This is a genomic window from Aeromonas sp. S41-2 (assembly GCF_027705845.1).
GTDB classification, from domain to species: Bacteria; Pseudomonadota; Gammaproteobacteria; order Enterobacterales; family Aeromonadaceae; genus Aeromonas; species Aeromonas hydrophila.
On record NZ_JAPDCG010000002.1, the window covers coordinates 654115 to 678511 of the forward strand.

The following is a 24397-nucleotide window of genomic DNA, read 5'->3' on the forward strand; positions in this document are numbered from 1 at the left end:
GACACGATTCAGGTCGCTCTGGCCTGCCATTCGGCAAACCATTTTTCAATCTGATCGACCGGCAGCGGTCGGCTGATGTAATAGCCTTGCGCCAGCTCGCAGCCGAGCAGTGCCAGCTGCTTCCAGTCCTCTTCGGTCTCCACTCCCTCGGCGACCGTCTTGAGGTTGAGCTTCTGGCTCATGACGATCGCTGAGGTCAATATAGCCAGCTTCTTGGGGCTGCTATGGGCGTCGTGCACGAATTCCTTGTCAATCTTGATCTCGGTGAAAGGGCAGCGAGATAGCTGCTTCATGGAGGAGTAGCCGGTGCCATAATCATCCATTGCGATGCCAAATCCCCGCAGTCTCAATCGTGCCAGGGTGCCCAGCGACATGGCGAGGTTGGACATGAAGGTGGTCTCGGTGACTTCGATGATGATGGCGCTGCAGGGCAGTTGATGGGCCTGCACGATGGCAATCATGTTCTCGACCAGTTTGTCCGTCAGCAGCAGGCTGACCGGCATGTTGATGGAGCAGGTGGGGTGCTCGGACAGTGGGCCCAGGATGGTGAGTGCCTCGCAGGTGGCGTGCAGAAACTGGTAGAAGAAATCGAGTGCCAGCTGCCCCTCTTCCAGGTGGTGAACGAAGCAGATAGGGGGAATGACCCCGTGCTCGGGGTGGATCCAGCGCACCAGCGCCTCGAAGCCGTAGAGACTGGCGTCCGCCATCAGCACCTTGGGCTGCAGAAAGGGGATCAGCTGGCGGTTGTCCAGCGCCTGCTGTACATCCTCGGCGGTGAAGGTGAGCTGCATCCACTTCTTGTTTTCCCTGTGCGCCAGCGGATCGCAATGCTGCAGCATGTTGCGCAGATCGCTTTGTCGCAGCGGTTTTGACAGCACGCCGATCACCTCCAGAGTGCTGGCATCGGCGATGGCGTGGATCACGTCCAGCACGTCCCGCTCCACCCCGCTCATCACGGCCACGAACATCCGGTAGTGGGTATTCTTCTCCAGGTTGCTGATGAGCTCGACTCCGTCCATGCCGGGCATGTTGAGGTCGGTCAGCAGCAGATCGATGCGCTCGAGCTGCTGCAGTTTGTTCAGGGCATCCTGGCCATCATGGGCAACGTGGATCTGGCCGAACCCCAGCTCCTGCAGCAGACAGGTCACTTCGTACTGCTGGGTGCGGGAGTCATCCACCACCATGGCACTGCGGCCTTGCCATTTTTCCAATGACATAATTACACGCCTCGTAGATCCGGACGGCTGAGCGTCTGGGTAATGTGGGTGAGGGACATGACTTCATCCACTCCGCCGTGGGCTATGGCCTCTTTGGGCATGCCGAACACCACGCAACTGGCTTCATCCTGGGCAATGGTGCGAGCGCCCGTGTCGTGCAGCTCCCGCATGCCGCGGGCGCCGTCATCCCCCATGCCGGTCATGATGACGCCGAGGGCGTTGCGCCCCGCACTCACCGCCACCGAGCGAAACAGCACGTCCACCGAGGGGCAGTGACGGGAGACCGGCGGCCCCTCTTTGACTTCCGCCAGATACTGGGTGCCACTGCGCTGGATCAGCAGGTGCTTGCCCCCCGGCGCTATGATGGCGACCCCGGGCAGCAGGCGATCGCCGGTCTCGGCCTCTTTCACCTCCAGCTGGGAGAGGCCGTTGAGCCGCTCGGCAAAGGAGGCGGTGAAGCGGGCCGGCATGTGCTGGACGATGGCGATCCCCGGGCAGGTGGCGGGCAGGCGGGAGAGCAGATACTCCAGCGCCTGGGTGCCACCGGTGGAGGTGCCGAGCGCAACTATCTTCTCGGTGGTGCGAAAGGAGATCCGCTCCGCCGGCGGGGAGAGTACCTCGTCGGCATTGTGCCTCGGGGTGACCGGCAGCGGGGCGGCACCGGGCAGCAGATTGCGCAGCTTGGCGCCGACGGCGCCCCGGATCTCCTGGATGAAGTCGTTGGCGGACTGCTGCAGGAAGCTCTTGATGCCGACGCTGGGCTTGGTGACGATGGAGATGGCCCCCGCCGACATCGCCTCCAGGGTGATCATGGCCCCCTCTTCGGTGAGGGAGGAGCAGATGATGACCGGGGTGGGGTGCTCGGCCATGATCTTCTTGAGGAAGGTGAGGCCGTCCATGCGCGGCATCTCGATGTCGAGGATGATGACGTCGGGCCAGCACTTCTTCATCTGTTGCATGGCGAAGATGGGATCGAAGGCAGCGCCGATCACCTCGATATCTTCCGCCTTGCTCAGCATCTGGGTCAGTACCTCTCGTACCAGGGCCGAGTCGTCGACGATAAGCACCCGTATGGTCATGGCAGCTCCTTGGGCTGAAGGGGCAGGCAGCGGTAGCGGGAGGGGGCCTCCTGCACCAGCGGCAGATCCTGCTGGCGGATGATCTCGGAGTGGCCGACCAGCAGGTAGCCGTCCGGGCGCAACAGGTTGCAGAGCTGCGTCAGTACCTGGGCCTTGGTCTCGTCATTGAAGTAGATGAGCACGTTGCGCAGGAAGATGACGTCGAAGTTGCGCTCCGGATAATCGCCGCATGTCAGCAGGTTGAGGTTGGCAAAGGTGACCTTGCCGGCCAGCTCCGGTTTGACCCGGATCTTGCCGGCGAACTCGTCATGGCCGCGCTGAAAATAGCGCAGCCACAGATGGGGTGGCACGTGCTGGGCCCGCTCGACCGAGTAGACGGCGCGGCGGGCAAAGGGGATGACCCGGGTGTTGATGTCGGTGCCGTGGATGCTCCAGCGATCGTTGATGCCGAGCTGTTCGGCCAGCACCATGGCGGCGGAGTAGGCCTCTTCCCCGGTGGAGCAGGCGGCGGACCAGATCCGCAGCGGCTGGCGGCGAGTGGCAAGCAGTTGTTCGGCATGCTGCTTGAGCCAGCTGAAGTGCTGGGATTCGCGAAAGAAATAGGTCTCGTTGGTGGAGAGCAGGTTGATGGCGAGCTGCCGCTCGTGGGGATCGACGGACTGATTGATCCGCTCCCAGTAGGAGTGGTAGCTGGTGAGGTGCAGCGCCCGCAGCCGCTTGGCGAGCCGGGATTGCACCAGCGCCCGCTTGCAGGGGGCAAGATCGATGCCGGCCGAATTCAGGATGAAGCGGCGAAACAGATCGAACTCGCTCTGGCTGAGAGTCGGGGTGAGTTCGGCGGTGAAGGGGGGCGCCACCATGGTCAGCCGCCCTGTTCCGCAGAGAACTGCTGCTCGGTGGCCGCCTCGGCCATGGCGCTCAGCTCGGCGATGGAGAGGGCCCTGTGCATGTCGAGCAGGATGGCAAACTGCTGATCGATGGTGACCACCCCCTGAATGAAGTCGCCGCGGATGTGGGTGCCGAAGGTGGGGGCCGGTTCGATGGCGTCGCTGCGGATCTCCAGCACCTCGCAGACCGCATCCAGCAGCATGCCGATCTCCTGCTCCTCGCCGGTGCTGTTGGGCAGGGAGAGGATGGCGACGCAGGTGGTGGGCTGCAGCAGGGTCTGGCCCCGGCCGAAACGGATGGAGAGGTCGATCACTGGCACCACGGCGCCGCGCAGGTTGATGATGCCTCGCACGAAGCGCGGCATCATGGGCACCGGGGTCATCCCCTCGAACTCGATGATCTCGCGAATGCAGCCGATGTCGATGCCGTACAGTTCGCCGCCCAGCATGAAGGTGACGCAGTGAAAGTGGGCGCTGGTATCAGGGGCAAGCTTGTCTCTCATCGCCGGCTCCTAGTAGTTGGTGAACTTGCCATCGTCTATCTCTCGCTCCAGATCCTCTTCATGAAAAGGGTAGGGGCGGGAGAATGCGGACTTCGGCTTGCTGCGCCGGATGACATGGGCACCGCCGTGCGGGGTATAGGGCTGGCGGGTGTTGCCGCCGCGCAGGGTGAACTGCTGCATCAGCTCCTGCAACTGCAGGGCGGTGGAGCTCAGCTCTTCCGAAGTGGAGCTCAGTTCTTCCGCCGAAGCGGCCGAGGCCTGCATGCCGTCGCTTATCTGGGTCACGGCGATGTTGATCTGGGAGACGCTGGCCCGCTGCTCGCGGGAGGCGGAGGCGATCTCCTGCACCAGGGTGGCGGTCTGATCGATGCCGGGCAGCATTTCACGCAGCAAGGATCCCGCCTGCTCGGCGACGCTGACCGAGCGCCCGGCCAGTTCACCAATCTCCTTGGCGGCAGTCTGGGAGCGTTCGGCCAGTTTGCGCACCTCGGCGGCGACGGTGGCAAAGCCCTTGCCGTGCTCGCCGGCGCGGGCCGCCTCGATGGCGGCATTGATGGCCAGCAGGTCGGTCTTGTTGGCGATGTCGTTGATGACGGTGATGCGCGACGCTATCTCCTTCATGGCGTGCACCATCTCGCCGACCGCCTTGCCGCTTTCGGTGGCGCTGCTGGCCGCCCGGGTGGAGATGTTCTCGGTCACCTTGGCATTGTCGGCATTCTGGCTGACGGTGGCGGTCATCTCCTCGACCGAGGCACTGGTCTGCTCGACGCTGGAGGCAAGCTCGGAAGAGGTCTGGGAGAGGGCATTGGCGGTGGCGGCCACCTGCTCGGAGGCGGAGCCGATGGCTTCCGACATGGCGCCCACCTCGTTGAGGGTGTCGGAGAGGCGGTGGGCCATGCTCTTGATTGCATAGAGCAGGCTCGAGGTGTCGTCGGCCTTGAGCAGCACCGGGGTGGAGAGATCCCCCTCGGCGACCCGGGCCACCACCTGCACCGTGTAGGAAGGGTCGCCCCCCAGCTGGCGCAATATACTGCGGGTCACCAGCAGGGCCAGGATGAGGCAGATGAGAAAGGCGGCACTGGCGATGGCGATGAGGATCTGCAGGTTGTCCTGATAGATGTTCTGGCTCTCATCCATGGATTGGGTGGCCAGCTCGGCATTCACCTTGACCAGATCGCTCAGCAGGGCATCGGCGATGTCGAAGGCGGGGCGCCCCTTGTCCCCCATCAGCCGAAAGGCGTTGCGCTCGGGCTCCCCATCCTGGCCCGGTGTCTGAGCCAGCTTCAGGATCTCGCTGGCGTACTGCTTGTAAGTAGTCCAGGCCTGATCGAAGCGGGTCAGCAGGTCCACCTCCCGCTGGGTGAGATAGGTCTTGCGGTAGCTGGCCAGAAAATCCCACATCCCCTTCTCGAACTTGTCGACATTGACCAACGCCTGAGCCTTGAGATCCGGGTCGATCTCGCCGATGTAGCGATAGAGGGCCCGGTTCTGGTAGACCGCATAGATGTTGGCGTTGGCGATGTCCTTGATCGGCAACAGCTGGTTGGCGTGCATGTTGCTGACCAGCTGCACCATGGTCCTGGTGGAGTAGTAGCTGGTGAGCGACAACACCACCAGCAGCACCATGAGGATGGAGAACGAGAACACCAGCTTTGTTCTGACTTGCAAGTTGTGAAACCAGTCCATGGTCTGACTCCGTCAATTCCGTTGATGTGCTTAAGGTTTGTGGTCAATCTCTGAGGCTGTAAAGGGCATCGGCCTGTTGCCGGAGCGCATGTTGTTCCCGCCGCCAGGCCAGCTGGATGAGCTGGGGGACGTCGAGGATGAGCGCCGGCTGACCGTTGCCAAGAATGGTGGAACCGCTCACGTAGCGCAGGGACTTGAACAGCTCGCCGAGCGGCTTGATGACGGCCTGCACCTCGCCAATCAGGCGATCCACCACGATGCCGGCACGATGGTCGGCATAGTCCACCATCACCACGAATTCGGGTTCGTCGGCAGGGGGCAGGGCAAACAGCTCGCGCAGGACGATGAAGGGCACCCACTCGCCGCGCACGTTGATCTGGCGGGCCGGGGTGAGCAGGGCATCCGGCGGCAGATCGATGCACTCGACCATCATGTCGAGGGGGATCACCAGGGAGGCGTGATCCACCTCGATGCGAAAACCGTCGATGATGGCCAGGGTGAGCGGCAGTCTCAGCCTGAAGGTGGTGCCCAGCCCCAGCCGGCTGTCGATGGTGGTTTCGCCGCGCAGAAACTCCAGATTGCGCTTGACCACGTCGAGCCCGACCCCTCGCCCGGAGAGATCGCTGACATCGCTCGCCGTCGAGAAGCCGGGCAGAAACAGCAGTTGAAAGATCTCCTGTTCACTCAATACCTTGCCTTCCGGCAGCAGGCCCTGGCCATGGGCCTTGGCGAGGATCTTGTCGCGGTCGATGCCGCGGCCGTCATCGCTGACCTCCACTACCACGGCGCCGGCGTCGTGATAGGCGTTGAGGGTGATGGTTCCCTGCGCCGGCTTGCCGGCGGCGAGCCGAGCCTGTTGCTCTTCGAGGCCATGATCGGCGGCGTTGCGCACCAGGTGCATCAGGGGGTCGGTCAGCTTCTCGACCATCGACTTGTCGATGTCGGTATCGGCGTTGCGGATCTGCAGCTGGATCGCCTTGCCGGTCTGTTGGGAGAGTTCGTGCACCAATCGCGGGAAGCGATTGAAGATCTCGTTGATGGGCACCATGCGCAGGGTGAGTGCGTCGTCGCGGATCCCTTCCACCAGGGTGTTGACGATGGCGACTGATTCGATGAGCTCCGCATCGCCCCTCATCCTCGCCTGCAGGGTGGTGGCCGAGGTGGCGATCACCAGCTCGCCGACCCGATTGATCAGCCGATCGAGCTTGGCCGCCTCGATGCGGATGTAGTGCCCCTCCGCCCGCAGCGGTGCGGGTCTGGTCTGTTGTTGGGGGGCCTCCTGCGGCGGGGGGGCTGAGTGGGTGGTAGCCACGGGGACCGGTTCGGCGCTTGCCGCGCCGGGCGTCAGTTCGCCCCGCGCGATACAGGCCGCTTCCGCTTCGCTCAGCGCGCCGACTTGCACCCAGCGCTGCAGCTGGGCCGCGAGCGGCTCATTGCGCCAGGCCGCCAGCTTTTGCCCCTGTTCTGAAAACTGCGTCAGATCCTGATGGGGGCTGAGCAGGCAGATAAGACTGGCGTGGGCAACGAAATCAAAGGTACTCCGGATCCGCTCGGCCGGTTCGGCGCTGAGCAGGCCAATCTCGTAGCCGAGGAAACACTCGGTGGCATCGAGCAGTTGCAGCGGGGGTCACTCCTGCCAGACCGGCTGGATGACGCGGATTTCCCCCAGGTTGCCGAGGTAGCGAATGAAGGCCAGCAGATCGAAACCGTCCTGATAGAGGGCGGGATAAAAGCGCAGGGAGAGGTGCCAGGCACGCCGATCCGTCTGATTGACCGGTGCGGGAGCCGGCATGATCAGCGGTTGGCTGGGCAGGGTCTGGTGCCCTTGCAACTGGGAGAGCAGGGCCAGGATCTGCTGGGTCTCGGTCTGTTGCAGCTCGGGGTTGTGTTCGGCCCCCTGCAGCAGGTCGCGCAGTTGATCGTTGCAGGCCAGCAGCAGGTTGATGAGGTGTTCGTCCAGCGCGATCTCGCCGCTGCGCAGCCGCTCCAGCATGTTCTCCATGGCGTGGGCGAAGCGCACCAGCATGGCCAGCCCCAGCATGCCGGCCGAGCCCTTGATGGTGTGGGCGGTGCGAAACATCAGGTTGTAGGTGTCGGGGTTGGCCGGATAGGTGTCGCGATCCAGCAGGGCGTGTTCCAGATTGTCGCACTGCTCGTAGGCCTCCTCGAAGAAGAGGGCGCGGGCCTTATTGATATCCATCCGCGCGGCCCTCCCCATGGTCGGCTGGCCACAATCCCATCAGGCTCAAGACATGGCGGGCCTGGCTGCCTTCAGCGGCCTCGAGGCGCAGCTGCTTGCCCTGCTGGCCGGCCTCCTGCTGCAGGATGGCGATGAGCTGGGCACCGCAGCCATCGAGCATCTCCAGCGGGGTGAGATCCAGCGTCAATACCGAGAAATTGAGCAGGCCGAACAGATCATCCTGCAGATCCCCCAGTGTGATGACGCTGAGCTCGCCGCTCAGGGTGGCGGTCACCGGCGTTTGTCGGGTGTCGATCGCCAGGCTCATGGCTGCACCACCTTGCAGACATCGTCCAGCAGCTTGAGCGGTTCGAACGGCTTGGTGAGCCAGATCCGGGCGCCGGCCTCGAATCCTTCCCGCTTGATCTGCTCGGAGTCTTCGGTGGTCAGCATGATGAAGGGGAGGTAGCGGGTAGTCTGCTGGGCCTTGACCCGTCTTAGCAGGGTCATGCCATCCATGCCGGGCATGTTGAGATCGGAGATGATGAGGTGTACCCGCCGCTGATCCAGTTCGATGAGGGCGGCTTCGCCGTCGCCGGCCTCAATCACCTCAAAACCGGCGCTGCTGAGCGTCATGGTGATGGCCGCCCTGATCCCCACGGAATCATCCACCACCAGTATGGTTTTGCTCATCGGTCATCCTCATCGACTTCATGGGTTCCTTGCCCTTAGCGCCAAGGGCAGAGCTCGCACAGGGCTCAGTGATAATTGTTGTTCAACAGCTTGATGTTGGAGAGATTTTTATGTCATCACTGACTAATAGAGACAAATGGCGCCAGTTGTACGGGCCAGGTGGCGCCGCCGGGCCGGGAAGGAGGGGTCTGGCCACCTATCGCAAGAGGGGGAAATGCAGATACCCTGTTGATGACAGTTAATTAATCAAGCAAGGGAGATATTTCTTGAAATAGGTAGAGGAGCCTATTTGAGAGGCTGATAATAAATATCGTTCGCACGTCCATTCCACTTGTTCACATATAATCATACAAATATAAAGGTATATATTATCAGCCACTTTCGGCGAGGTAAAATAGCCTATGGCTGGTAACATAAAGACCGGGTCAAATAGTGTGACAACGCTTTCATTCTGATTATTTAACATCACGAATTAACGGGTAATTTAAATGAATTAAATTCATTAACACACTAAAATACCCCCTAGTGGGTATTTTAGTGGTTGGCGCTATGCTTTCTAAGTCTATGCTACATATGAAATTTTTAAATCCATGCTGATGAGTTTTCTATTTGAATAATGTTCCGTCACTTGATGGAGATCAACGCGGGGCAGGGGGGGAGTACTTAGCATTTCCGCTATTAAGCATTTATCAAACAAGTGCTCACTACGGGAATAAAAAGAATGGTCGAGGATACTTTTTTATCGGCTCATGGAATTAATCGCCGTGACTTTATGAAATTGTGCGCCGGGATGGCCGCAACCCTTGGATTAAGCCAGCATGCCGTGGCCAAGATGGCCACCGCGCTCACCAGCCCCGAGCGGCCACCGGTGATCTGGATAGGGGCGCAGGAGTGTACCGGTTGCACCGAGTCGCTGCTGCGCGCCACCCACCCCACCATCGAGAACCTGATCCTCAACACCATTTCGCTGGAGTACCACGAGGTGCTCTCGGCGGCCTTCGGGCATCAGGCCGAAGAGAACAAGCACAATGCCATCGAACGCTACAAGGGCAAGTATGTGCTGGTGGTGGATGGTTCCATCCCGCTCAAGGATGGCGGCATCTACTGCATGGTGGCCGGTGAACCCATCGTCGACCATATTCGCCGCGCGGCTGCCGATGCGGCTGCCGTCATCGCCATCGGCTCCTGCGCCGCCTGGGGCGGGGTGCCTGCCAGCGGCGGCAACCCGACCGGTGCCGTCAGCCTGGAAGAGGCCCTCGGCAACCTCGGCACGCCGATTATCAATATCCCGGGCTGCCCGCCCAACCCCCACAACTTCCTCACCACGGTCGCCTACTACATCACCTACGGCAAGCTGCCGGCGCTCGATGCCAAGAAGCGGCCGCTGTTTGCCTATGAACGGCTGATCCATGAAAACTGCGAGCGCCGTCCGCACTTCGATGCCGGCCGCTTCGCCAAGGAGTTCGGCGACGAGGGCCACCGTCAGGGCTGGTGTCTCTACCATCTTGGCTGCAAGGGGCCGGAGACCTACGGCAACTGCTCGACCCTGGAGTTCTGCGACGTGGGCGGCGGCATCTGGCCGGTGGGCATCGGCCACCCCTGCTACGGCTGCAACGAGCAGGGCGTGGGTTTCAGCAAGGGGATCTTCCAGCTCGCCAAGGTGGAGAATCCCACCCCGCGGGTGAACAAGCCCGACGTGGCCATCCAGGAGGGAGGACACATGTCGCCCACCGCCACCGGCCTCATCGGTGGGGCGCTCGGGGTGCTGGTCGGGGTGAGTCTGATGACGGTGCGCGAGCTCGGTCGCCAGCAGAAGCGCCATGAAGCCGGGCAGCACACCTCACGGGAGGAGTGACCGTGAACAGACGAAATTTCCTCAAATTCGCCTCCGTCGGTGCGCTGGCGGCGGGCACCACCGTCTCCGGCACTGCCCTGGCGGCGGCCGAGAACAAGCCGCCCATTCCCGGCGCCCTCGGCATGCTCTACGACTCCACTCTCTGCATCGGCTGTCAGGCCTGCGTGGCGGAGTGTCAGCGCCTCAACGGCAACCCGGCCAATCCGGCCGGGGACGCGACCTGGTCCAACAACGACAAGCTGAGCCCCTACACCAACAACATCATTCAGGTGTGGAAGAGCGGCACGGGTGAGCACAAGGATCAGCTGGTGGATGGCTATGCCTACATCAAGAAGCAGTGCATGCACTGCGTCGATCCCAACTGCGTCTCCGTCTGCCCGGTGCAGGCGCTGACCAAGGATCCCAAGACCGGCATCGTCCATTACGACCCGGACGTCTGCACCGGCTGCCGCTACTGCATGGTGGGCTGCCCGTTCGACGTGCCCAAATATGACTACGACAACCCGTTCGGGGCGATCCACAAGTGCGAGCTCTGCAACCAGAAAGGGCTTGAGCGCATCGATCAGGGCAAGTTGCCCGGCTGCGTCGAGGTGTGTCCCACCGGCGCCGTCATCTTCGGCACCCGGGAGGCGCTGATGGCCGAGGCCAAGCGCCGGCTGCTGGCCACCCCGGGCAGCGAATATGCCTACCCGCGCCAGACCTTCAGCGCCAACGATCCCTACCTGCACGAGGTGCCCAACTACCAGCCTTACGTCTATGGCGAGAAGGAGGGGGGCGGCACCCAGGTGCTGGTGCTGGCCGGGGTGCCCTACACCAAGCTCGACATGCCTGACTTGCCGGAGCTCTCCTCCGGGGCGCGCTCCGAGCACATCCAGCACACCCTCTACAAGGGGATGGTGCTGCCGCTGGTGGTGCTGACCGGGCTGTCGGTGCTCATTCGCCGCAACACCAAGGACCATCAGGATGGCGACGATCATGACTCGCACACGGGCCATGACAAGCAATCGGGAGGCAAGGATCATGAGTAATCACAAGGCACATCCGCTGGGGGGCAGGCTAGTCAGCTGGCCGGTCATGGTGCTGGCGCCGTTCGTCATCCTGTGCGGCATGCTGATCCTCAAACGCCTGATCTTCGGGCTGGGCTCGGTCACCGATCTGAACGGTGGCTATCCCTGGGGGCTCTGGATCTCGTTCGATCTGCTGATCGGCACCGGTTTCGCCTGCGGCGGCTGGGCGCTAGCCTGGGCGGTCTACGTCTTCAACCGGGGCGAGTATCACCCGCTGGTGCGACCGGCGCTCTTGGCCAGCCTGTTCGGCTATTCGCTGGGTGGACTTTCCATCACCATCGACGTCGGCCGTTACTGGAACCTGCCCTACTTCTACATTCCGGGTTTCTTCAACACCTCTTCGGTGCTGTTCGAGACGGCGGTCTGCATGACCATCTACATCGGGGTGATGGCGCTGGAGTTTGCCCCCGTGCTGATGGAGAAGTTCGGCTGGAAGGTCTCCCTTGCGCGGATCAACAAGGTCATGTTCTTCATCCTGGCGCTGGGGGCCCTGCTGCCTACCATGCACCAATCTTCCATGGGATCCCTGATGATAGTGGCGGGGGAGAAGATCCATCCGCTCTGGCAGAGCTACGAGTTGCTGCCGGTCTTCTCCTTGCTCACCGCCTTCATCATGGGCTTCTCCATCGTGGTGTTTGAAGGCTCCCTGGTGCAGGCGGGGCTAGCGGGACGCGGTCCCAACGAGAAGCCGCTGTTCTACAAGCTGACCCAGGTGATCGACATCTTCCTGATCCTGTTTGTGGCGCTGCGCTTTGCCGAGATCGTCATCAACGACAAGTCGGAGTACCTCTCCCAGTGGAATCGCTACGCCTTGATGTTCTGGAGCGAGATCGCGCTGATGATCTTCCCGCTGCTGGTGTTCCACTGGGACAAGAGCCGCCGCGATTCGCGCATGTTGTTCCTGGGGGCTCTCAGCATGCTGCTGGGCGCCGCCCTCTGGCGACTGGACTACTCCCTGCTCGCCTTCAACCCCGGCAATGGCTACCACTACTTCCCCTCCGCGGCGGAAGTGCTGATCTCCTTGGGCTTCGTCGCCATCGAGGTGTGTGCCTATTTGCTGCTGATCCGGCTGCTGCCGGTACTGCCATCACTTGAACGTGTTCACCAAGATTATCAGGCCCGAGGGAAAGCCAACGTATGAGCCAACGTATCACCATAGACCCCATCACCCGCATCGAGGGTCACCTGCGTATCGACTGTGAAATCGAAGGCGGCGTCGTCACCAAGGCCTGGTCGTCCGGCACCATGTGGCGCGGGATGGAGGAGATCGTCAAGGGCAACGACCCGCGCGATGCCTGGATGATAGTGCAGCGCATCTGCGGGGTGTGCACCTCCATTCACGCCATCGCCTCGGTGCGGGCGGTGGAGAATGCCATCGGCGCCAAGGTGCCGGTCAACGCCCAGTACATCCGCAACCTGATCATTGCGGCCCACAACATCCACGATCACATCGTCCACTTCTATCAGCTCTCCGCGCTGGACTGGGTGGACATCACCGCCGCCCTGCAGGCCAATCCGCAAAAAGCGGCCGACCTGCTCAAGGGGGTATCGACCTGGTCCCTCAACAGCGCCGACGAGCTGACCAAGGTGCAGGACAAGATCCGCGCCCTGGTGGCGAGCGGCCAGCTCGGCATCTTTGCCAACGGCTACTGGGGCCACAAGGCGATGAAACTGAGCCCGGAGGTGAACCTCATCGCCGTGGCCCACTATCTGCAGGCACTGGAGTGCCAGCGCGATGCCAACCGCATCGTCGCCATCCTCGGCGGCAAGACCCCCCACATCCAGAACCTGGCGGTGGGCGGCGTGGCCAACCCCATCAACCTGGATGCGCCGAGCGTGCTCAACCTGGAGCGGCTGCTCTACGTGAAGAGCTTCATCGACCGGCTCGGCGAGTTTATCGAGCAGGTCTACAAGGTGGATGCCGCCATCATAGCCGCGCACTACCCCGAGTGGCTGAACCTGGGGCAGGGGGCCAAGCACTACCTGAGCGTGCCGGAGCTGCCCACCGACGGTGACGGCGGCAGCTTCCTGATGCCTGGTGGCTACATCGAGAACGGCGATCTGGCCGGCTATCGCCCCATCGAGAGCCATCAGGATGCCTGGCTGATGGATGGCATCGCCGAGAGCAACAAGCACGCCTGGTACAAGGATGACGAACCCCTCAAACCCTGGGAGGGCAAGACCGAGCCCAACTACACCGGCTGGCAGGATGACGGCAAGTACTCCTGGGTCAAATCCCCCACCTTCTACGGCAAGGTGGTGGAGGTGGGGCCGCTCGCAGACCTTCTGGTCAAGCTCGCCGCCAAGCACCCGGAGACGGTGGCGCACTTCGATCAGCTGAACGGTCTCTATAAAACGCTCACCGGTTCGGCCATCAAGACCGAACAGCTGCACTCCACCCTGGGCCGCATCATCGGCCGGGCGGTACGCTGCTGCGTGCTCAAAGACACCTTGTCCCATCAGTGGAAGGCGCTGGTCGACAACATCGGCAAGGGTGATTTCAGCGCCTACATCAAGACCGAGATCCCGGCGGACAAAGAGTTTCGCGGGGTGGGCTTTGAAGAGGCGCCGCGCGGCATGCTCTCCCACTGGATCGTCATCAAGGGCGGCAAGATCGAGAACTATCAGGCGGTGGTGCCATCGACCTGGAACTCGGGCCCGCGCAACTTCAACGACGAACCCGGCCCCTACGAGCAATCCCTGGTGGGCACCCCGGTGGCCGACCCGGCCAAGCCGCTGGAGGTGGTGCGCACCATCCACTCGTTCGACCCCTGCATGTCCTGCGCGGTGCACGTGGTGGATACCCAGAGCGGTGAAACAACTCAGGTGAAGGTGCTGTGATGAACACCCTGATCCTGGGCGTGGGCAACCTGCTGTTGAGCGATGAGGCCGTCGGCGTGCGTATCGTCGAGGGGCTGGAGCGCGACTACCGCTTCGCCCCCGGCATCGAGCTGCTCGATGGCGGTACTGCCGGCATGGAGCTGCTCGAAGCGATGGCCAGTCGCGACCACATCATACTGGCGGACGCGGTGCGCAGCGGCAATCCGCCGGGTACCGTGGTGACCCTGAAAGATGAGGAGATCCCGACCCTGTTCGGCCGCAAGATCTCCCCCCATCAGCTGGGGCTGGCGGACGTGCTCTCGGCGCTGCACATGACGGGGGAATCCCCCAGGCGGCTCACTCTGATCGGGGTCGAGCCTGAATCCCTCGAGCCCCGCATCGGCCTCACTCCGGTGGTGGCGGCGGCGTTGGGGGAGGCGACGGATCGGATCCTGACCCTGCTGGCCAGCCTGGGATCTCCGGCCATCCCGCTCTCTGAGCAGGAGAAGGCCGAGCGAGCGCGGGAGGGCGTATGGCGCAATCCATTGTGAAAGAAGCTGTGAACGAAGCCGCGCAAGAGTCGGTGCTGGAATTTGCCGGTTTTGCCGCGAATCCCGCGCCATTGCTGGTAGCCCAGTACGAGCGGATCGCCAGAGAAGAGATGCAGGCCCTGCCGTTCTACCACCCGGCCATGCCCATCGTGGCCGAGTGCACCCTGTTTGAAGGGCAGTGGCTTGGCTGCGTGCTCACCCCCTGGATGCTGAGCGTGGTGGTGTTGCCGGGGCCGGATCAGCTCTGGCCGGTGCGCAGCAGCAGCGATCGGCTCGCCCTGCAACTCCCCTGCGGCAACCTGACCTTTATGGTGGGGGAGTTGCCCGAGGCTGGGCAGTTGCTGGCTTGCTCGCTCATGTCCCCCATCGACCCGCATCTGGTGGCCGACGAGGGGCGCGCGCTGGTGAGCAGCACTCTCAAGATGTTGCTTTCGCTTCCGGTGCAGCAGGGGGAGGGCGGCGTGAACTTGAGCCGGCGCCGCCTGTTCAGCGGCCGGCGCGGTGACGCTCTGGGCGACACCCAGCGCTAGGTCTCATCTGCAATCAGGTTTAGAATAGGGGCCGTTTTGGCCCCTCACTCGCTTCTGTCGTGCCCCTGTTTTTTGGGTAGTGAGTGGTAAAACGAACAAGGGATCTTATGACCATTCAATGCTTTGGCTGCCACTCGGGCAGCAACGCCGGCCGCCGCAAAGGCCTCTCTGTCACGGCGGCCGCCTTGCTGGCCCTGCTCTCGGGCGGTTTCTCTTCCATGGCGCTGGCGGCCCAGCCCGTCCCCGCCGAACTCAAGCTTGCCATCGGCAGTGAGCCCACCGAAGGGTTCGACCCGCTGCTTGGCTGGAGCCACGGCAGCTACCTGCTGCTGCACAGCCCGCTGCTCAAGCAAAACGCCGACCTCAGCTGGCAGAACCTGCTCACCCAAGCGGTGACTCCGAACCAGGATGGCAAGGGGTGGCTTATCCGCCTCAAGCCGGATCTGACATTCTCCAACGGCGCGCCGCTCACCGCCGAAGACGTCGCCTTTACCTACAACAGCGCAGCCCAGGGTGGCGGCAAGATCGACATGGGCAACTTTGTCTCGGCCAAGGTGCTCTCGCCCACCGAGGTTGCCATATCTTTAAGCGCCCCCCAGAGTACCTTCGTCAACGTGCTGGGATCGCTCGGGATAGTGTCGAAGCGGGATTACGATCCCAAGCGTTATGCCCAAAAACCGGTTGGTGCCGGCCCTTACCGGCTGGTGAGCTTCCTGCCCGGTCAGCAGCTGGTGGTGGAGGCCAACCCCCATTACGCCGGTGGCAGCAATGACTTCAAACGGCTGGTGTTTGTCTTTATCGATGAAGAGAGCGCCTATGCCGCCGCCCAGAGCAGCCAGCTCGACCTGGTGCGCATCGCTCCGTCGCTGGCACCCACAGTCCCTGCCTCCCTCAAGCTGTGGGTGCGGCCAAGCGTGGAGAATCGTGGCATCGTCTTCCCCATTCCTCCAGCGGGTAAAAAAGATGCCAAGGGTTATCCCATCGGCAACGACGTGACCTCGGATGTGGCGGTGCGTCGCGCCATCAACTACGCCATCGACCGCACACTGTTGGCTGATCAACTGCTGGAAGGGCACGCCATCCCCGCTTACAGCGCGGTAGAAGGCTTGCCCTGGCTGAATAAAGCCACCGCTTTCAAGGACGGGGATGCGGCCCACGCCAACGCCCTGCTCGATGAGGCCGGCTGGAAGATGGGCAGTGACGGGGTTCGCCACAAGGGCGACCTGCGCGCCGCCTTTACCCTCTGGTACACCAGCGGTGACAGCACCCGCCGGGATCTGGCGGAAGCGGTGCGGGCCATGCTCAAGCCCATCGGCCTTGAGGTGAGCCTCAAGTCCGGCAGCTGGGAGCAGGTGGAGCGCGAGATGCACGCCAACCCGGTGCTGATGGGGTGGGGGAGTCTGGATCCCATGGAGCTCTATCACCACTACCAGAGCGGATCCGCCGGCGTGGAGTTCTACAACCCGGGTTATTACAGCAATCCGGTGGTGGATGGCTACCTCAAGCAGGCGCTGGATGCCCCCGACTGGCAGGCGGCCGTGCCGTTCTGGCAGCAGGTGGAGTGGGATGGCAAGCGTGGCGCCGGAGTGCAGGGGGATGCAGCCTGGGCCTGGCTGCTCAACGTGCAGCACACTTATCTCGCCAACCGCTGCATCGACCTTGGCAAGGGGGTGCCGGAAATTCACGGCAGCTGGTCACTGCTCAACAACCTGCAGGATTGGCGGTGGACGTGCCGTTAAGTTCGTCCACCATGATGACTGCCACTCTGAAAGCCCTGCTGCGTCTGGCAGGGCTGCTCTGTCTGGTCTCTGTTGCCACCTTTGTGTTGCTGAGCTACTCCCCCATCGATCCCATCAAGGCCTATATCGGCAACGATCTGCTCCATGTGCCGCCCGAGCAGTACGCCCGCATAGCCGCCCGCTGGGGGCTGGATCAGCCGCTCTGGCTGCGTTACTGGCACTGGTTTAGCCAGGTGCTGCGGGGGGATCTCGGCTACTCCATGCTCTACAACGCGCCTGTGGGTGAGGTCATTGGCCAGCGCTTTGCTGCCTCCTTCCTGCTGCTGGCGGGAGCCTGGCTGCTCTCCGGTTTTTTCGGCATCCTGCTTGGGCTCTGCGCCGGTCGCTATCTCAACCGCTGGCCCGATCGCCTGATCTGCCGCTTTGCCTACCTGCTCGCCTCCTTGCCCACCTTCTGGGTCGGCCTCTTGCTGCTGGCGCTGTTTGCGGTGCACTTGCCACTGCTGCCGGTCTGCTGTGCCTGGACACCGGGACTGGCTGCCGATGAGGCGGATTGGGCCATGCGCTTGCGTCATCTGCTGCTGCCGGTGGCAACCCTGACCCTGCTGGGGCTTGGCAATATCGCGCTGCACACCCGGGAGCGGGTGGCCGAGGTGCTGGCAAGCGATTTTATTCGCTACGCCCGCGCCCAGGGGGATGGCGGCTGGCCCATGCTGCGCTTTCACGTGCTGCGTCATGCCCTGACCCCGGCCATCTGTCTGCAGTTTGCCTCGCTCGGTGAGCTGATCGGCGGATCGCTCTTGGCAGAGAAGGTCTTCTCCTATCCGGGGCTCGGGCAGGCCACCGTGGATGCGGGGCTGCGGGGGGATATCCCCCTGCTGATGGGCATAGTGCTCTTCTGTACCCTGCTGGTCTTTATTGGCAATACGGTGGCCAGCCTGCTGCTGGCGCGCATCAATCGGGGCTGGGAGGGTGAGCATGCTGTTTAATCCGTTCCCCTCCATACTGCGGCTGGTTTTTGCCCTGCTTGGATTGGCGCTGCTGGCCGCTTACGGCTGGAGCTTGTCGGCTCAGGATGTGCCAATGGATCTGCTGGCGCGCCAGCAACCCCCCTCGCTGATTCACTGGTTCGGCACCGATCAGATGGGGCGGGATCTCTGGCTGCGGGCCTTTCAGGGCACCCTCACCAGTCTGGAGCTGGGCATCAGCACGGCCCTGTGCAGTGGCCTGCTGGCCATGGTGGCGGCCAGTGTCTCGCTCATTCACCCCAGATGTGATGCGGCGGTGCGCCTCGTGATCGACGCCATGCTGGCGCTGCCCCATATGCTGCTGCTGATCCTGATCTGCTTCACCGTGGGGGGCGGCATACGCGGGGTGATCCTGGCGGTGGCGCTCACCCACTGGCCCAAGCTGGCGCTCATTCTCTGCGCCGAGGCGCGGCGGATCGCCAGCAGCGACTATGTGGTGCTGGCCCGCTGTCAGGGGATGGGGGCGCTGCGCCGCTGGCGCACCCACCTGTTGCCGGGGCTGTTGCCCCAGTGGTTTATCGGCACCCTGCTGATGTTCCCCCACGCGGTGCTGCACAGCGCGGCGCTGAGCTTTCTCGGCTTTGGCCTGGCGGCCCACGAGGCCTCGCTGGGTCTGCTGCTGGCCGATGCCCTGCGTTATCTGGCCGGCGGCGGCTGGTGGCTGGCTCTCTTCCCCGGTCTGATGCTGCTGACCTTGGTTTTACTGTTTGATCAGGCTACCCGAGCACTGCAACAACTCTGGTTTGGGGGAGAACCATGCTGAGTTTTGAAAGCGCCATCTGGCGTCAGCACAGTCTGGCTGGCGCCGCTGTTCGATCAGGTGACTCGCGCGCCCTGCAACAACTCTGGTTTGGAGGTGAAGCATGCTGAGCTTCGACCAGGTGACCATAGAGGCGGCTCACTACTCCTGGCTGGGACGGCGCAGCTGGCAGCCCCTGCTGACCGATATCAGCCTGCAACTGGCGCCCGGCGAAATCGTGGCGCTGGTGGGGGGGAGCGGTGAGGGCAAGAGCCTGCTGCTGCAAAGCGCCCTGACCCTGCTGCCGGACAATCTGCGCATGCGCGGCGCCATCTCCCTCGATGGCACGCCTCTGTGCGATGCAAGCCGTGCCGGACTGCGCGGTCATACCCTCTGCTATGTGCCGCAGGGGGTGAGCGCCCTCAATCCGTTGCTGACGGTGGAGCGTCAGCTGGGCCGTGCGGCGCGTCTGTGCGGCCAGAATGGTTCTCGCGAGCGGCTCGGCCAGCAACTGCTGCGCTACCAGCTGCCCGCCACCACCCTGGACAGCTATCCGCGCCAGCTCTCCGGCGGCATGGCCAAGCGCATTCTGGCCTGCACCGCGGCCCTTGGCGGTGCCCGCTACATTCTGGCGGACGAGATCACCGCCTGGCTCGACGAGGGGCTGGCCTGCCAGCTGCTCAGCCAGTTGCGTGAATTGGCCAGTCAGGGCAGCGGTATCCTCTGGGTGACCCACGATCTGGCGCTGGCTGCCCGCTTTGCCGATCGCATCGTGGCGCTGCATCAGGGGCAGGTGAGCGACACCTTGAGCTGTCACCATCTGCGCCAGGGGCAGGGGAGCGAGATGCTCAGAGCCCACTGGCAGGCGCTGCCGGAGTTCAACGCGCTTTTCTCTATGCCGGAGGTTTCCTGATGCTGGAAGTACGAAATCTCACCATCGCCCAGGGGGAACGTCCCCTCTGGCAGGGGTTGTCACTGACGGTGAAAGCGGGCGAGCGGCTCGGCATCTCTGCGCCGAGCGGTTATGGCAAAACCACCCTGGGGCGGGTATTGGCTGGTTGGCAACCGGTTCGGACGGGTGGGCAGATCCTGCTCGATGGGCAGCCTGTGCCTGAACGGGTAAAAGGTTATAACCCCATCCAGCTGGTGCCCCAGCACCCGGAGCTCACCTTCAATCCCTATCGCACTACCGGACAGGCGCTGTGGGATGTATGGTGCCCCGATGACGCCATGCTGGCCCGCTTTATGGTCAAGCCTGCGTGGCTTGGTCGTAAACCCGGCCAGCTCTCCGGCGGCGAGCTGGCCCGCATCGCGTTGCTGCGCGCCCTCGATCCCCGGACCCGTCTGTTGATTGCCGACGAGGTGACCGCCCAGCTGGATCCGCAAATTCAGCGTCAACTCTGGCGGGAGCTGATGGTTGAATGCGAGCAGCGCGGGCTTGGCATGCTTGTCTTCAGTCACCAGCAGGCATTATTGCGCCAGATCTGTCATCGGGTGCTGCGCTTTGGTGAGATGCAGCCCGAATCTGGGGAGCTGACCGAAAGCGCAGCTTGAGAGTTGGTTCCCCCTCATCCCCAACCCTTCTCCCGCAAGGGGAGAAGGGGGCGGAAGGTACCTCTCCCCAAGCTTGGGGGGGCACAATGCTGGTTGTTATGCTCGCAGACTCTCCGGGGGGCTGCGCGTACTTCGAGCATATTGCCTGCATCCATGAACAGGCTCCCCTTTTTCTGTTGAAACAGGGGAGGAGTGCAGCATCCACAAATGGGTTCCCTCTCCCTGGGGAGAGGGCCAGGGTGAGGGGACGCGAGTGTGCGACGCTGCCCATTCTGGGCAGATAGAACGGCTGACAAGGTTCGCAGATTTCGCAGATAAAGATGAGGGAGGCATCAGCCTCCCTCTTTTGTTTTCTACCGTTATCAGCGGCGTTTAACCGGTTCAGGCACTGGCGAGCCAGTTAAGCCAGGCATCCATCCCTTCGCCTGTGGTGGCGCTGACCTGGATCACCTGGATATAGGGGTTGACCCGTTTGGCGTTCTCGATGCAGCGTGCCACGTCAAAGCTGACGTAGGGCAGCAGATCAATCTTGTTGATCACCATCAGCTGGGCGGCGGCAAACATGTCCGGGTATTTCAGCGGCTTCTCTTCCCCCTCGGTAACGGAGAGGATCGCCACCTTGTACTTCTCGCCGAGATCGAAGCTGGCGGGGCAGACCAGATTGCCCACGTTCTCGATAAAGAGGATGCCCCCTTCATTGGCAGGCAGCTGGTGGCAGGCGTCGTGAACCATCTTGGCGTCCAGATGGCAGCCCTTGCCGGTGTTGATCTGCACGGCAGGGACGCCGGTGGCACGAATGCGATCCGCATCGGCGCTGGTCTGCTGATCCCCTTCGATCACCGCGCAGGGGCGTTTGTCGGCCAGCTGGCGCAGGGTTTCGCACAGCAGGGTGGTCTTGCCTGAACCCGGGCTCGACACCAGGTTGAGCACCAGCTGGGCCGCTTCGTCGAAGTGTTCGCGGTTGTGGGCCGCCAGCGCGTTGTTCTTGGCCAGCACATCCATCTCGATGGCGATCAGCTGGCGCTGCCCCATGCCGGGCACCGACAATCCCGCTTCCCCTTTGCCGTAGTGCAGATCACCCTGCTGATGGTCATGGTCATGGTCATGGTCATGGTCATGGTCATGGTCATGGCTGTGATCATGGGGATGCGAATGGGAATGGCCGTGATCATGAGAGTGGCCATGTTCATGATGATGGTCGTGGGGGTGATCATGGTGGTGATCGTGTGGGTGATCATGCCCCTCATGGCTCATGGGAGCCCGCACCCCGTGGTAGTGGTGATGGACATCCCCCTGATGGTGGTAGTGGTGGTGAATGATCAGGGTGCGCGGCGCGCTTTGCTCGTGGTCATGATGGTGATGGGCGTCATGAGCATGATGATGGTCGTGCTCATGACCATGTTCATGGTGATGTTCATGCTCGTGATGATGCTCATGATCGTGCTCATGGCCGGCGATCCGCGCCTGACCGCATCCGCATACGCTACACATATCAACTTACCTCGATGTCGGTGATGCGCAGGCTATCACCCTGCGCGACTCGTAATTTGTATCCGCCACACTCGGGACAGGCCTGCCCGCGCTCGGTGAGGGTGATCGTCTGGTTGCAGTCGTAACACCAGGCCTCTGCCACCTGGTGCTGAAAGTGCAGCTGGGCCCCTTCGACGGCGGTGCCCTTGGCGGCCGCCTCGAAACAGAAGGCAATGGTGTCCGGGTCGACGCAGGAGAAGCTGCCGACCTCGAGCCAGAGGGCGGTCACCTTGGTAAAGCCCCGCTGGGTGGCCTGCTCGGCCGCCAGATCGATGGCGGCCATGGCCAGAGACATTTCGTGCATGGTGGCTCCTTAACCGTTATGGGGAGGAGTGACTCCCCCCTGTAATTGACGGAACGGCATGGCCGCTCAACAGATCCGCGGCAGCAGTTCCCCTTGCGGCAGTTCCAGATAACGGCGGCTGCCCCAGGGGTTATTGAGGATCACCTTGTGGCGATCGCTTGCCTGCACCACGCCGATCTGGCTGGCGGCTGGGTTGAACTGCCGCAAGATGCCCAGCGCGTCCTGCGCCTGTTCGGCGGGCAGAGCCAGCACCATGGTCCCTTCGTTGGCGAGATCATGGGGCTCGAAACCGTAGAGCTCGCACAGGCCCCGCACCGGATCGCAGACCGGAATGGCGGACTCCTCCAGCTCGATGGCAACGCCGGAGGCGCTGCTCCACTCGTTGAGCACGGCGGCGAGGCCACCGCGGGTGGCATCGCGCAGGGCGTGAGGGGTAATGCCAGCTTTTAGCAGCGCTTCTACCTGCGGCCAGAGGGTGGTGCAGTCGCTCTTGAGATCAGATCCCAGTTGCAGGGCGTCACGGGCCATCAAGATGCAGGCGCCGTGGCTGCCGATATCCCGCGACACCAGAATGACGTCACCGGCCTTGAGGTTGCGCACCGAGATGCCCCGGCTCTGCTCAGGCAGCGGGAAAGTGCCGACTCCGCTGGTGTTGATAAAGATCTTGTCAGCGGCCCCCTTGGGCACCACCTTGGTGTCGCCGCAGACGATGCGGGCGCCGCTGTTGGCAAGCTCGGCCGCCATCGATTCGACGATGCGGGCCAGATCGGCGTAGGGGAAGCCCTCCTCGATGATAAAGCTGCAGCTCAGATACTCGGGCTTGGCCCCCATCATGGCGAGATCGTTGACCGTGCCGGCGATGGCCAGCTTGCCGATATCGCCCCCCTCGAAGAAGAGCGGCGAGACGGTAAAGCTGTCGGTGGTGAAGGCGACGGGGCCGTTTACCGGCAGCAGGGCGGCATCTTCACCGCGTAGCAGGATCTCGTTGCCAAAGTGGCGAAAGAAGAGCTGGTTGATCAGCTGATTCATCTCCACACCGCCACCACCGTGGCTAAGTTGGATTTCTCTCATCGTTCCTGGATCCCCATATATCGGTAGTAGGCATTGCAGGCCCCCTCGGAGCTGACCATGCAGCTGCCCATGGGCTGGGTCGGGGTGCAGCCCCGGCCAAAGACCTTGCACTGGTTCGGCTTGGCCAAGCCGCGCAGGATATCGGCGCACTGGCACGCCTTGTGGTCATCGATGGGGGTCTCACTGAGTTGAAAGTGACGTTCCGCATCGCGCTTGGCAAACGCATCGCGCAGGCGCAGGGCGGAGGCGTTGATATCCCCCAGACCTCGCCAGCGAAAGTGCTCGCGGGTTTCGAAAAAGCGCTCAACCAGCCGCTGGGCGGCTTTATTGCCGCTGGCGGTGACGGCGCGGCTGTATTGCACCTCCAGCGCGTAGCGACCCTCCACCTTCTGGCGCACCATCATCAAGAGCGCCTCCATCACATCCACCGGCTCGAAACCACTCACCACCACCGGCACCTGATAGCGATCGACGATGGGCAGGTAGATATCGGCGCCGGTGATGACGCTGACGTGGGAGGGGCCGATAAAGGCGTTTACCTTGGCCACCCCGTCGGCCATCACCGCATGAATGGCGGGGGGCACCAGCACATGGTTGATATGAAACAGCAGGTTCAGGGCCCCTTCTTCTTCAGCGGCAGCCAGCAAGGCGGCCGTCATCGGGGTAGAGGTCTCGAAACCGATGGCGAAGAAGACCACGGTTTTCTCCGGATTCTCTTTGGCGATACGCAGGGCGTCTAGGGGGTCATAGACCGGGCGGATATCGCTCCCCTTGGCCCGCTGCTGTGCCAGCGTACCCTTGGAGCCCGGCACCCGGATCATGTCTCCCAGGGTGACCAGAATGACATTCGGTTGACTCGCCAGCTCGATGGCCTGATCGATGCGCTCTTTGGGCATGATGCAGACCGGGCAGCCGGGGCCGTGAACGAACTCGATGCTGGCCGGCAGCAGCTGGTGCAGGCCGTACTTCATGATGGTGTGGGTATGGCCGCCGCACACCTCCATCACCCGCAGCGGTTCGGGGAGATCTTTGGCAAGTTCGGTGATCTGGGCGGCGAGGGCGCGGATCACCTCGGGCTGGCGAAAGCCCTGGAACAGGTCATTCAAGGTCAGCATGGCAAGATATCCTGTTTGGGCATCAGGGCCACCATCTGGCGGAAGCTCTCGAGGCTGGCCTGCGCCTCCTCTTGGTCAATCTTGCTCATCACAAAGCCGATATGGAGCAGCACATAGTCGCCAATGTTGAGAGGCTCTTCGAGCAGCATGCAGCTGACGCGCCGCTGCACCCCCAGGGTGTCGACGGTGACGCAGTTATCTTCGGGGTGCAGTTGCACCACCTGAGAGGGGATGGATAGACACATGGATT

The 24397-nt window shown here is 62.7% G+C and carries 26 protein-coding genes; 12 read left to right on the top strand and 14 right to left on the bottom strand.

Annotated elements, in window-relative coordinates; all coding sequences use genetic code 11:
• Positions 1–8: 8 nt before the first annotated feature.
• The 9 genes from OKC44_RS07455 to OKC44_RS07495 form a co-directional block, all read right to left on the bottom strand.
• Entirely contained in the window at positions 9–1217 is a 1209-nt protein-coding gene (locus OKC44_RS07455; protein WP_270811946.1) for an EAL domain-containing response regulator, read from the bottom strand.
• Between the two features lie 2 nt (positions 1218–1219).
• Positions 1220–2296 (bottom strand): protein-glutamate methylesterase/protein-glutamine glutaminase, encoded by a 1077-nt coding sequence (locus OKC44_RS07460; protein WP_130632193.1) that lies wholly within the window; start codon positions 2294–2296, stop codon positions 1220–1222.
• Positions 2293–3156 (bottom strand): CheR family methyltransferase, encoded by an 864-nt coding sequence (locus tag OKC44_RS07465; RefSeq protein ID WP_270811950.1) that lies wholly within the window; start codon positions 3154–3156, stop codon positions 2293–2295. Before OKC44_RS07465 ends, OKC44_RS07460 begins: the two co-directional genes overlap by 4 nt.
• Before the next feature lie 2 nt (positions 3157–3158).
• Complete coding sequence (locus tag OKC44_RS07470; protein WP_139393645.1) at positions 3159–3686, bottom strand: chemotaxis protein CheW; 528 nt, start codon at positions 3684–3686, stop codon at positions 3159–3161.
• Between the two features lie 9 nt (positions 3687–3695).
• Positions 3696–5372, bottom strand: a complete 1677-nt coding sequence (locus OKC44_RS07475; RefSeq protein WP_442865707.1) for a methyl-accepting chemotaxis protein — start codon at positions 5370–5372, stop codon at positions 3696–3698.
• A 43-nt stretch (positions 5373–5415) separates the two neighbouring features.
• A complete protein-coding gene (locus OKC44_RS07480) occupies positions 5416–6774 on the bottom strand; it encodes a chemotaxis protein CheA (RefSeq protein WP_270811955.1) in 1359 nt (452 codons plus the stop codon).
• A gap of 225 nt (positions 6775–6999) precedes the next feature.
• Complete coding sequence (locus OKC44_RS07485) at positions 7000–7572, bottom strand: Hpt domain-containing protein (RefSeq protein WP_270811958.1); 573 nt, start codon at positions 7570–7572, stop codon at positions 7000–7002.
• A complete protein-coding gene (locus tag OKC44_RS07490) occupies positions 7559–7879 on the bottom strand; it encodes an STAS domain-containing protein (protein WP_041217640.1) in 321 nt (106 codons plus the stop codon). The genes OKC44_RS07485 and OKC44_RS07490 overlap by 14 nt, the downstream gene beginning before the upstream one ends.
• Positions 7876–8244 carry a response regulator gene (locus OKC44_RS07495; RefSeq protein ID WP_043123505.1) on the bottom strand — a complete coding sequence of 123 codons (369 nt, stop codon included), beginning with the start codon at positions 8242–8244 and terminating at the stop codon, positions 7876–7878. The genes OKC44_RS07490 and OKC44_RS07495 overlap by 4 nt, the downstream gene beginning before the upstream one ends.
• 721 nt (positions 8245–8965) lie before the next feature.
• On the opposite strand from OKC44_RS07495, the gene hybO reads away from it, so the two are divergent.
• The 11 genes from hybO (at position 8966) to OKC44_RS07550 (ending at position 20127) form a co-directional block, all read left to right on the top strand.
• Positions 8966–10099, top strand: a complete 1134-nt coding sequence (gene hybO, locus OKC44_RS07500) for a hydrogenase 2 small subunit (RefSeq protein WP_011706350.1) — start codon at positions 8966–8968, stop codon at positions 10097–10099.
• Positions 10100–10101: 2 nt separating this feature from the next.
• Positions 10102–11127, top strand: coding sequence for a hydrogenase 2 operon protein HybA (gene hybA / locus OKC44_RS07505; RefSeq protein WP_270811960.1), 1026 nt, complete (start codon positions 10102–10104; stop codon positions 11125–11127).
• Positions 11120–12307 carry a Ni/Fe-hydrogenase cytochrome b subunit gene (hybB, locus tag OKC44_RS07510; protein ID WP_016351002.1) on the top strand — a complete coding sequence of 396 codons (1188 nt, stop codon included), beginning with the start codon at positions 11120–11122 and terminating at the stop codon, positions 12305–12307. Before hybA ends, hybB begins: the two co-directional genes overlap by 8 nt.
• On the top strand, positions 12304–14007 hold the full coding sequence (gene hybC / locus OKC44_RS07515) for a hydrogenase 2 large subunit (protein WP_130632195.1): 1704 nt from the start codon (positions 12304–12306) through the stop codon (positions 14005–14007). Before hybB ends, hybC begins: the two co-directional genes overlap by 4 nt.
• A complete protein-coding gene (locus OKC44_RS07520; protein ID WP_270811965.1) occupies positions 14007–14537 on the top strand; it encodes a HyaD/HybD family hydrogenase maturation endopeptidase in 531 nt (176 codons plus the stop codon). The genes hybC and OKC44_RS07520 overlap by 1 nt, the downstream gene beginning before the upstream one ends.
• On the top strand, positions 14519–15067 hold the full coding sequence (gene hybE, locus OKC44_RS07525; protein ID WP_270811967.1) for a hydrogenase-2 assembly chaperone: 549 nt from the start codon (positions 14519–14521) through the stop codon (positions 15065–15067). Before OKC44_RS07520 ends, hybE begins: the two co-directional genes overlap by 19 nt.
• A 107-nt stretch (positions 15068–15174) precedes the next feature.
• Complete coding sequence (locus tag OKC44_RS07530) at positions 15175–16806, top strand: ABC transporter substrate-binding protein (RefSeq protein WP_270811970.1); 1632 nt, start codon at positions 15175–15177, stop codon at positions 16804–16806.
• Positions 16791–17795 carry an ABC transporter permease gene (locus OKC44_RS07535; RefSeq protein ID WP_442865708.1) on the top strand — a complete coding sequence of 335 codons (1005 nt, stop codon included), beginning with the start codon at positions 16791–16793 and terminating at the stop codon, positions 17793–17795. Before OKC44_RS07530 ends, OKC44_RS07535 begins: the two co-directional genes overlap by 16 nt.
• Positions 17785–18597: an ABC transporter permease gene (locus OKC44_RS07540; protein ID WP_270811975.1), complete on the top strand. Its 813-nt coding sequence runs from the start codon at positions 17785–17787 to the stop codon at positions 18595–18597. Before OKC44_RS07535 ends, OKC44_RS07540 begins: the two co-directional genes overlap by 11 nt.
• Before the next feature lie 100 nt (positions 18598–18697).
• Entirely contained in the window at positions 18698–19486 is a 789-nt protein-coding gene (locus OKC44_RS07545; RefSeq protein ID WP_270811977.1) for an ATP-binding cassette domain-containing protein, read from the top strand.
• Positions 19486–20127 (top strand): ATP-binding cassette domain-containing protein, encoded by a 642-nt coding sequence (locus tag OKC44_RS07550; protein WP_270811980.1) that lies wholly within the window; start codon positions 19486–19488, stop codon positions 20125–20127. Before OKC44_RS07545 ends, OKC44_RS07550 begins: the two co-directional genes overlap by 1 nt.
• Before the next feature lie 381 nt (positions 20128–20508).
• Here the strand turns inward: OKC44_RS07550 and hypB are convergent, their stop codons facing one another.
• Positions 20509–21381, bottom strand: a complete 873-nt coding sequence (gene hypB / locus OKC44_RS07555; protein WP_270811983.1) for a hydrogenase nickel incorporation protein HypB — start codon at positions 21379–21381, stop codon at positions 20509–20511.
• On the opposite strand from hypB, the gene OKC44_RS07560 reads away from it, so the two are divergent.
• Positions 21268–21642, top strand: coding sequence for a hypothetical protein (locus OKC44_RS07560; protein ID WP_270811985.1), 375 nt, complete (start codon positions 21268–21270; stop codon positions 21640–21642). The genes hypB and OKC44_RS07560 overlap by 114 nt on opposite strands.
• Here the strand turns inward: OKC44_RS07560 and hypA are convergent.
• From hypA to OKC44_RS07580, 4 genes are all read right to left on the bottom strand, one after another.
• Positions 21620–21961 (bottom strand): hydrogenase maturation nickel metallochaperone HypA, encoded by a 342-nt coding sequence (gene hypA, locus OKC44_RS07565; protein ID WP_166463837.1) that lies wholly within the window; start codon positions 21959–21961, stop codon positions 21620–21622. The two genes, OKC44_RS07560 and hypA, sit on opposite strands and share 23 nt — an antisense overlap.
• Before the next feature lie 66 nt (positions 21962–22027).
• Entirely contained in the window at positions 22028–23032 is a 1005-nt protein-coding gene (hypE, locus tag OKC44_RS07570; RefSeq protein WP_270811989.1) for a hydrogenase expression/formation protein HypE, read from the bottom strand.
• Positions 23029–24147, bottom strand: a complete 1119-nt coding sequence (hypD, locus tag OKC44_RS07575; protein ID WP_270811992.1) for a hydrogenase formation protein HypD — start codon at positions 24145–24147, stop codon at positions 23029–23031. The genes hypE and hypD overlap by 4 nt, the downstream gene beginning before the upstream one ends.
• A complete protein-coding gene (locus OKC44_RS07580) occupies positions 24141–24392 on the bottom strand; it encodes a HypC/HybG/HupF family hydrogenase formation chaperone (RefSeq protein WP_005333341.1) in 252 nt (83 codons plus the stop codon). The genes hypD and OKC44_RS07580 overlap by 7 nt, the downstream gene beginning before the upstream one ends.
• Positions 24393–24397 lie beyond the last annotated feature (5 nt).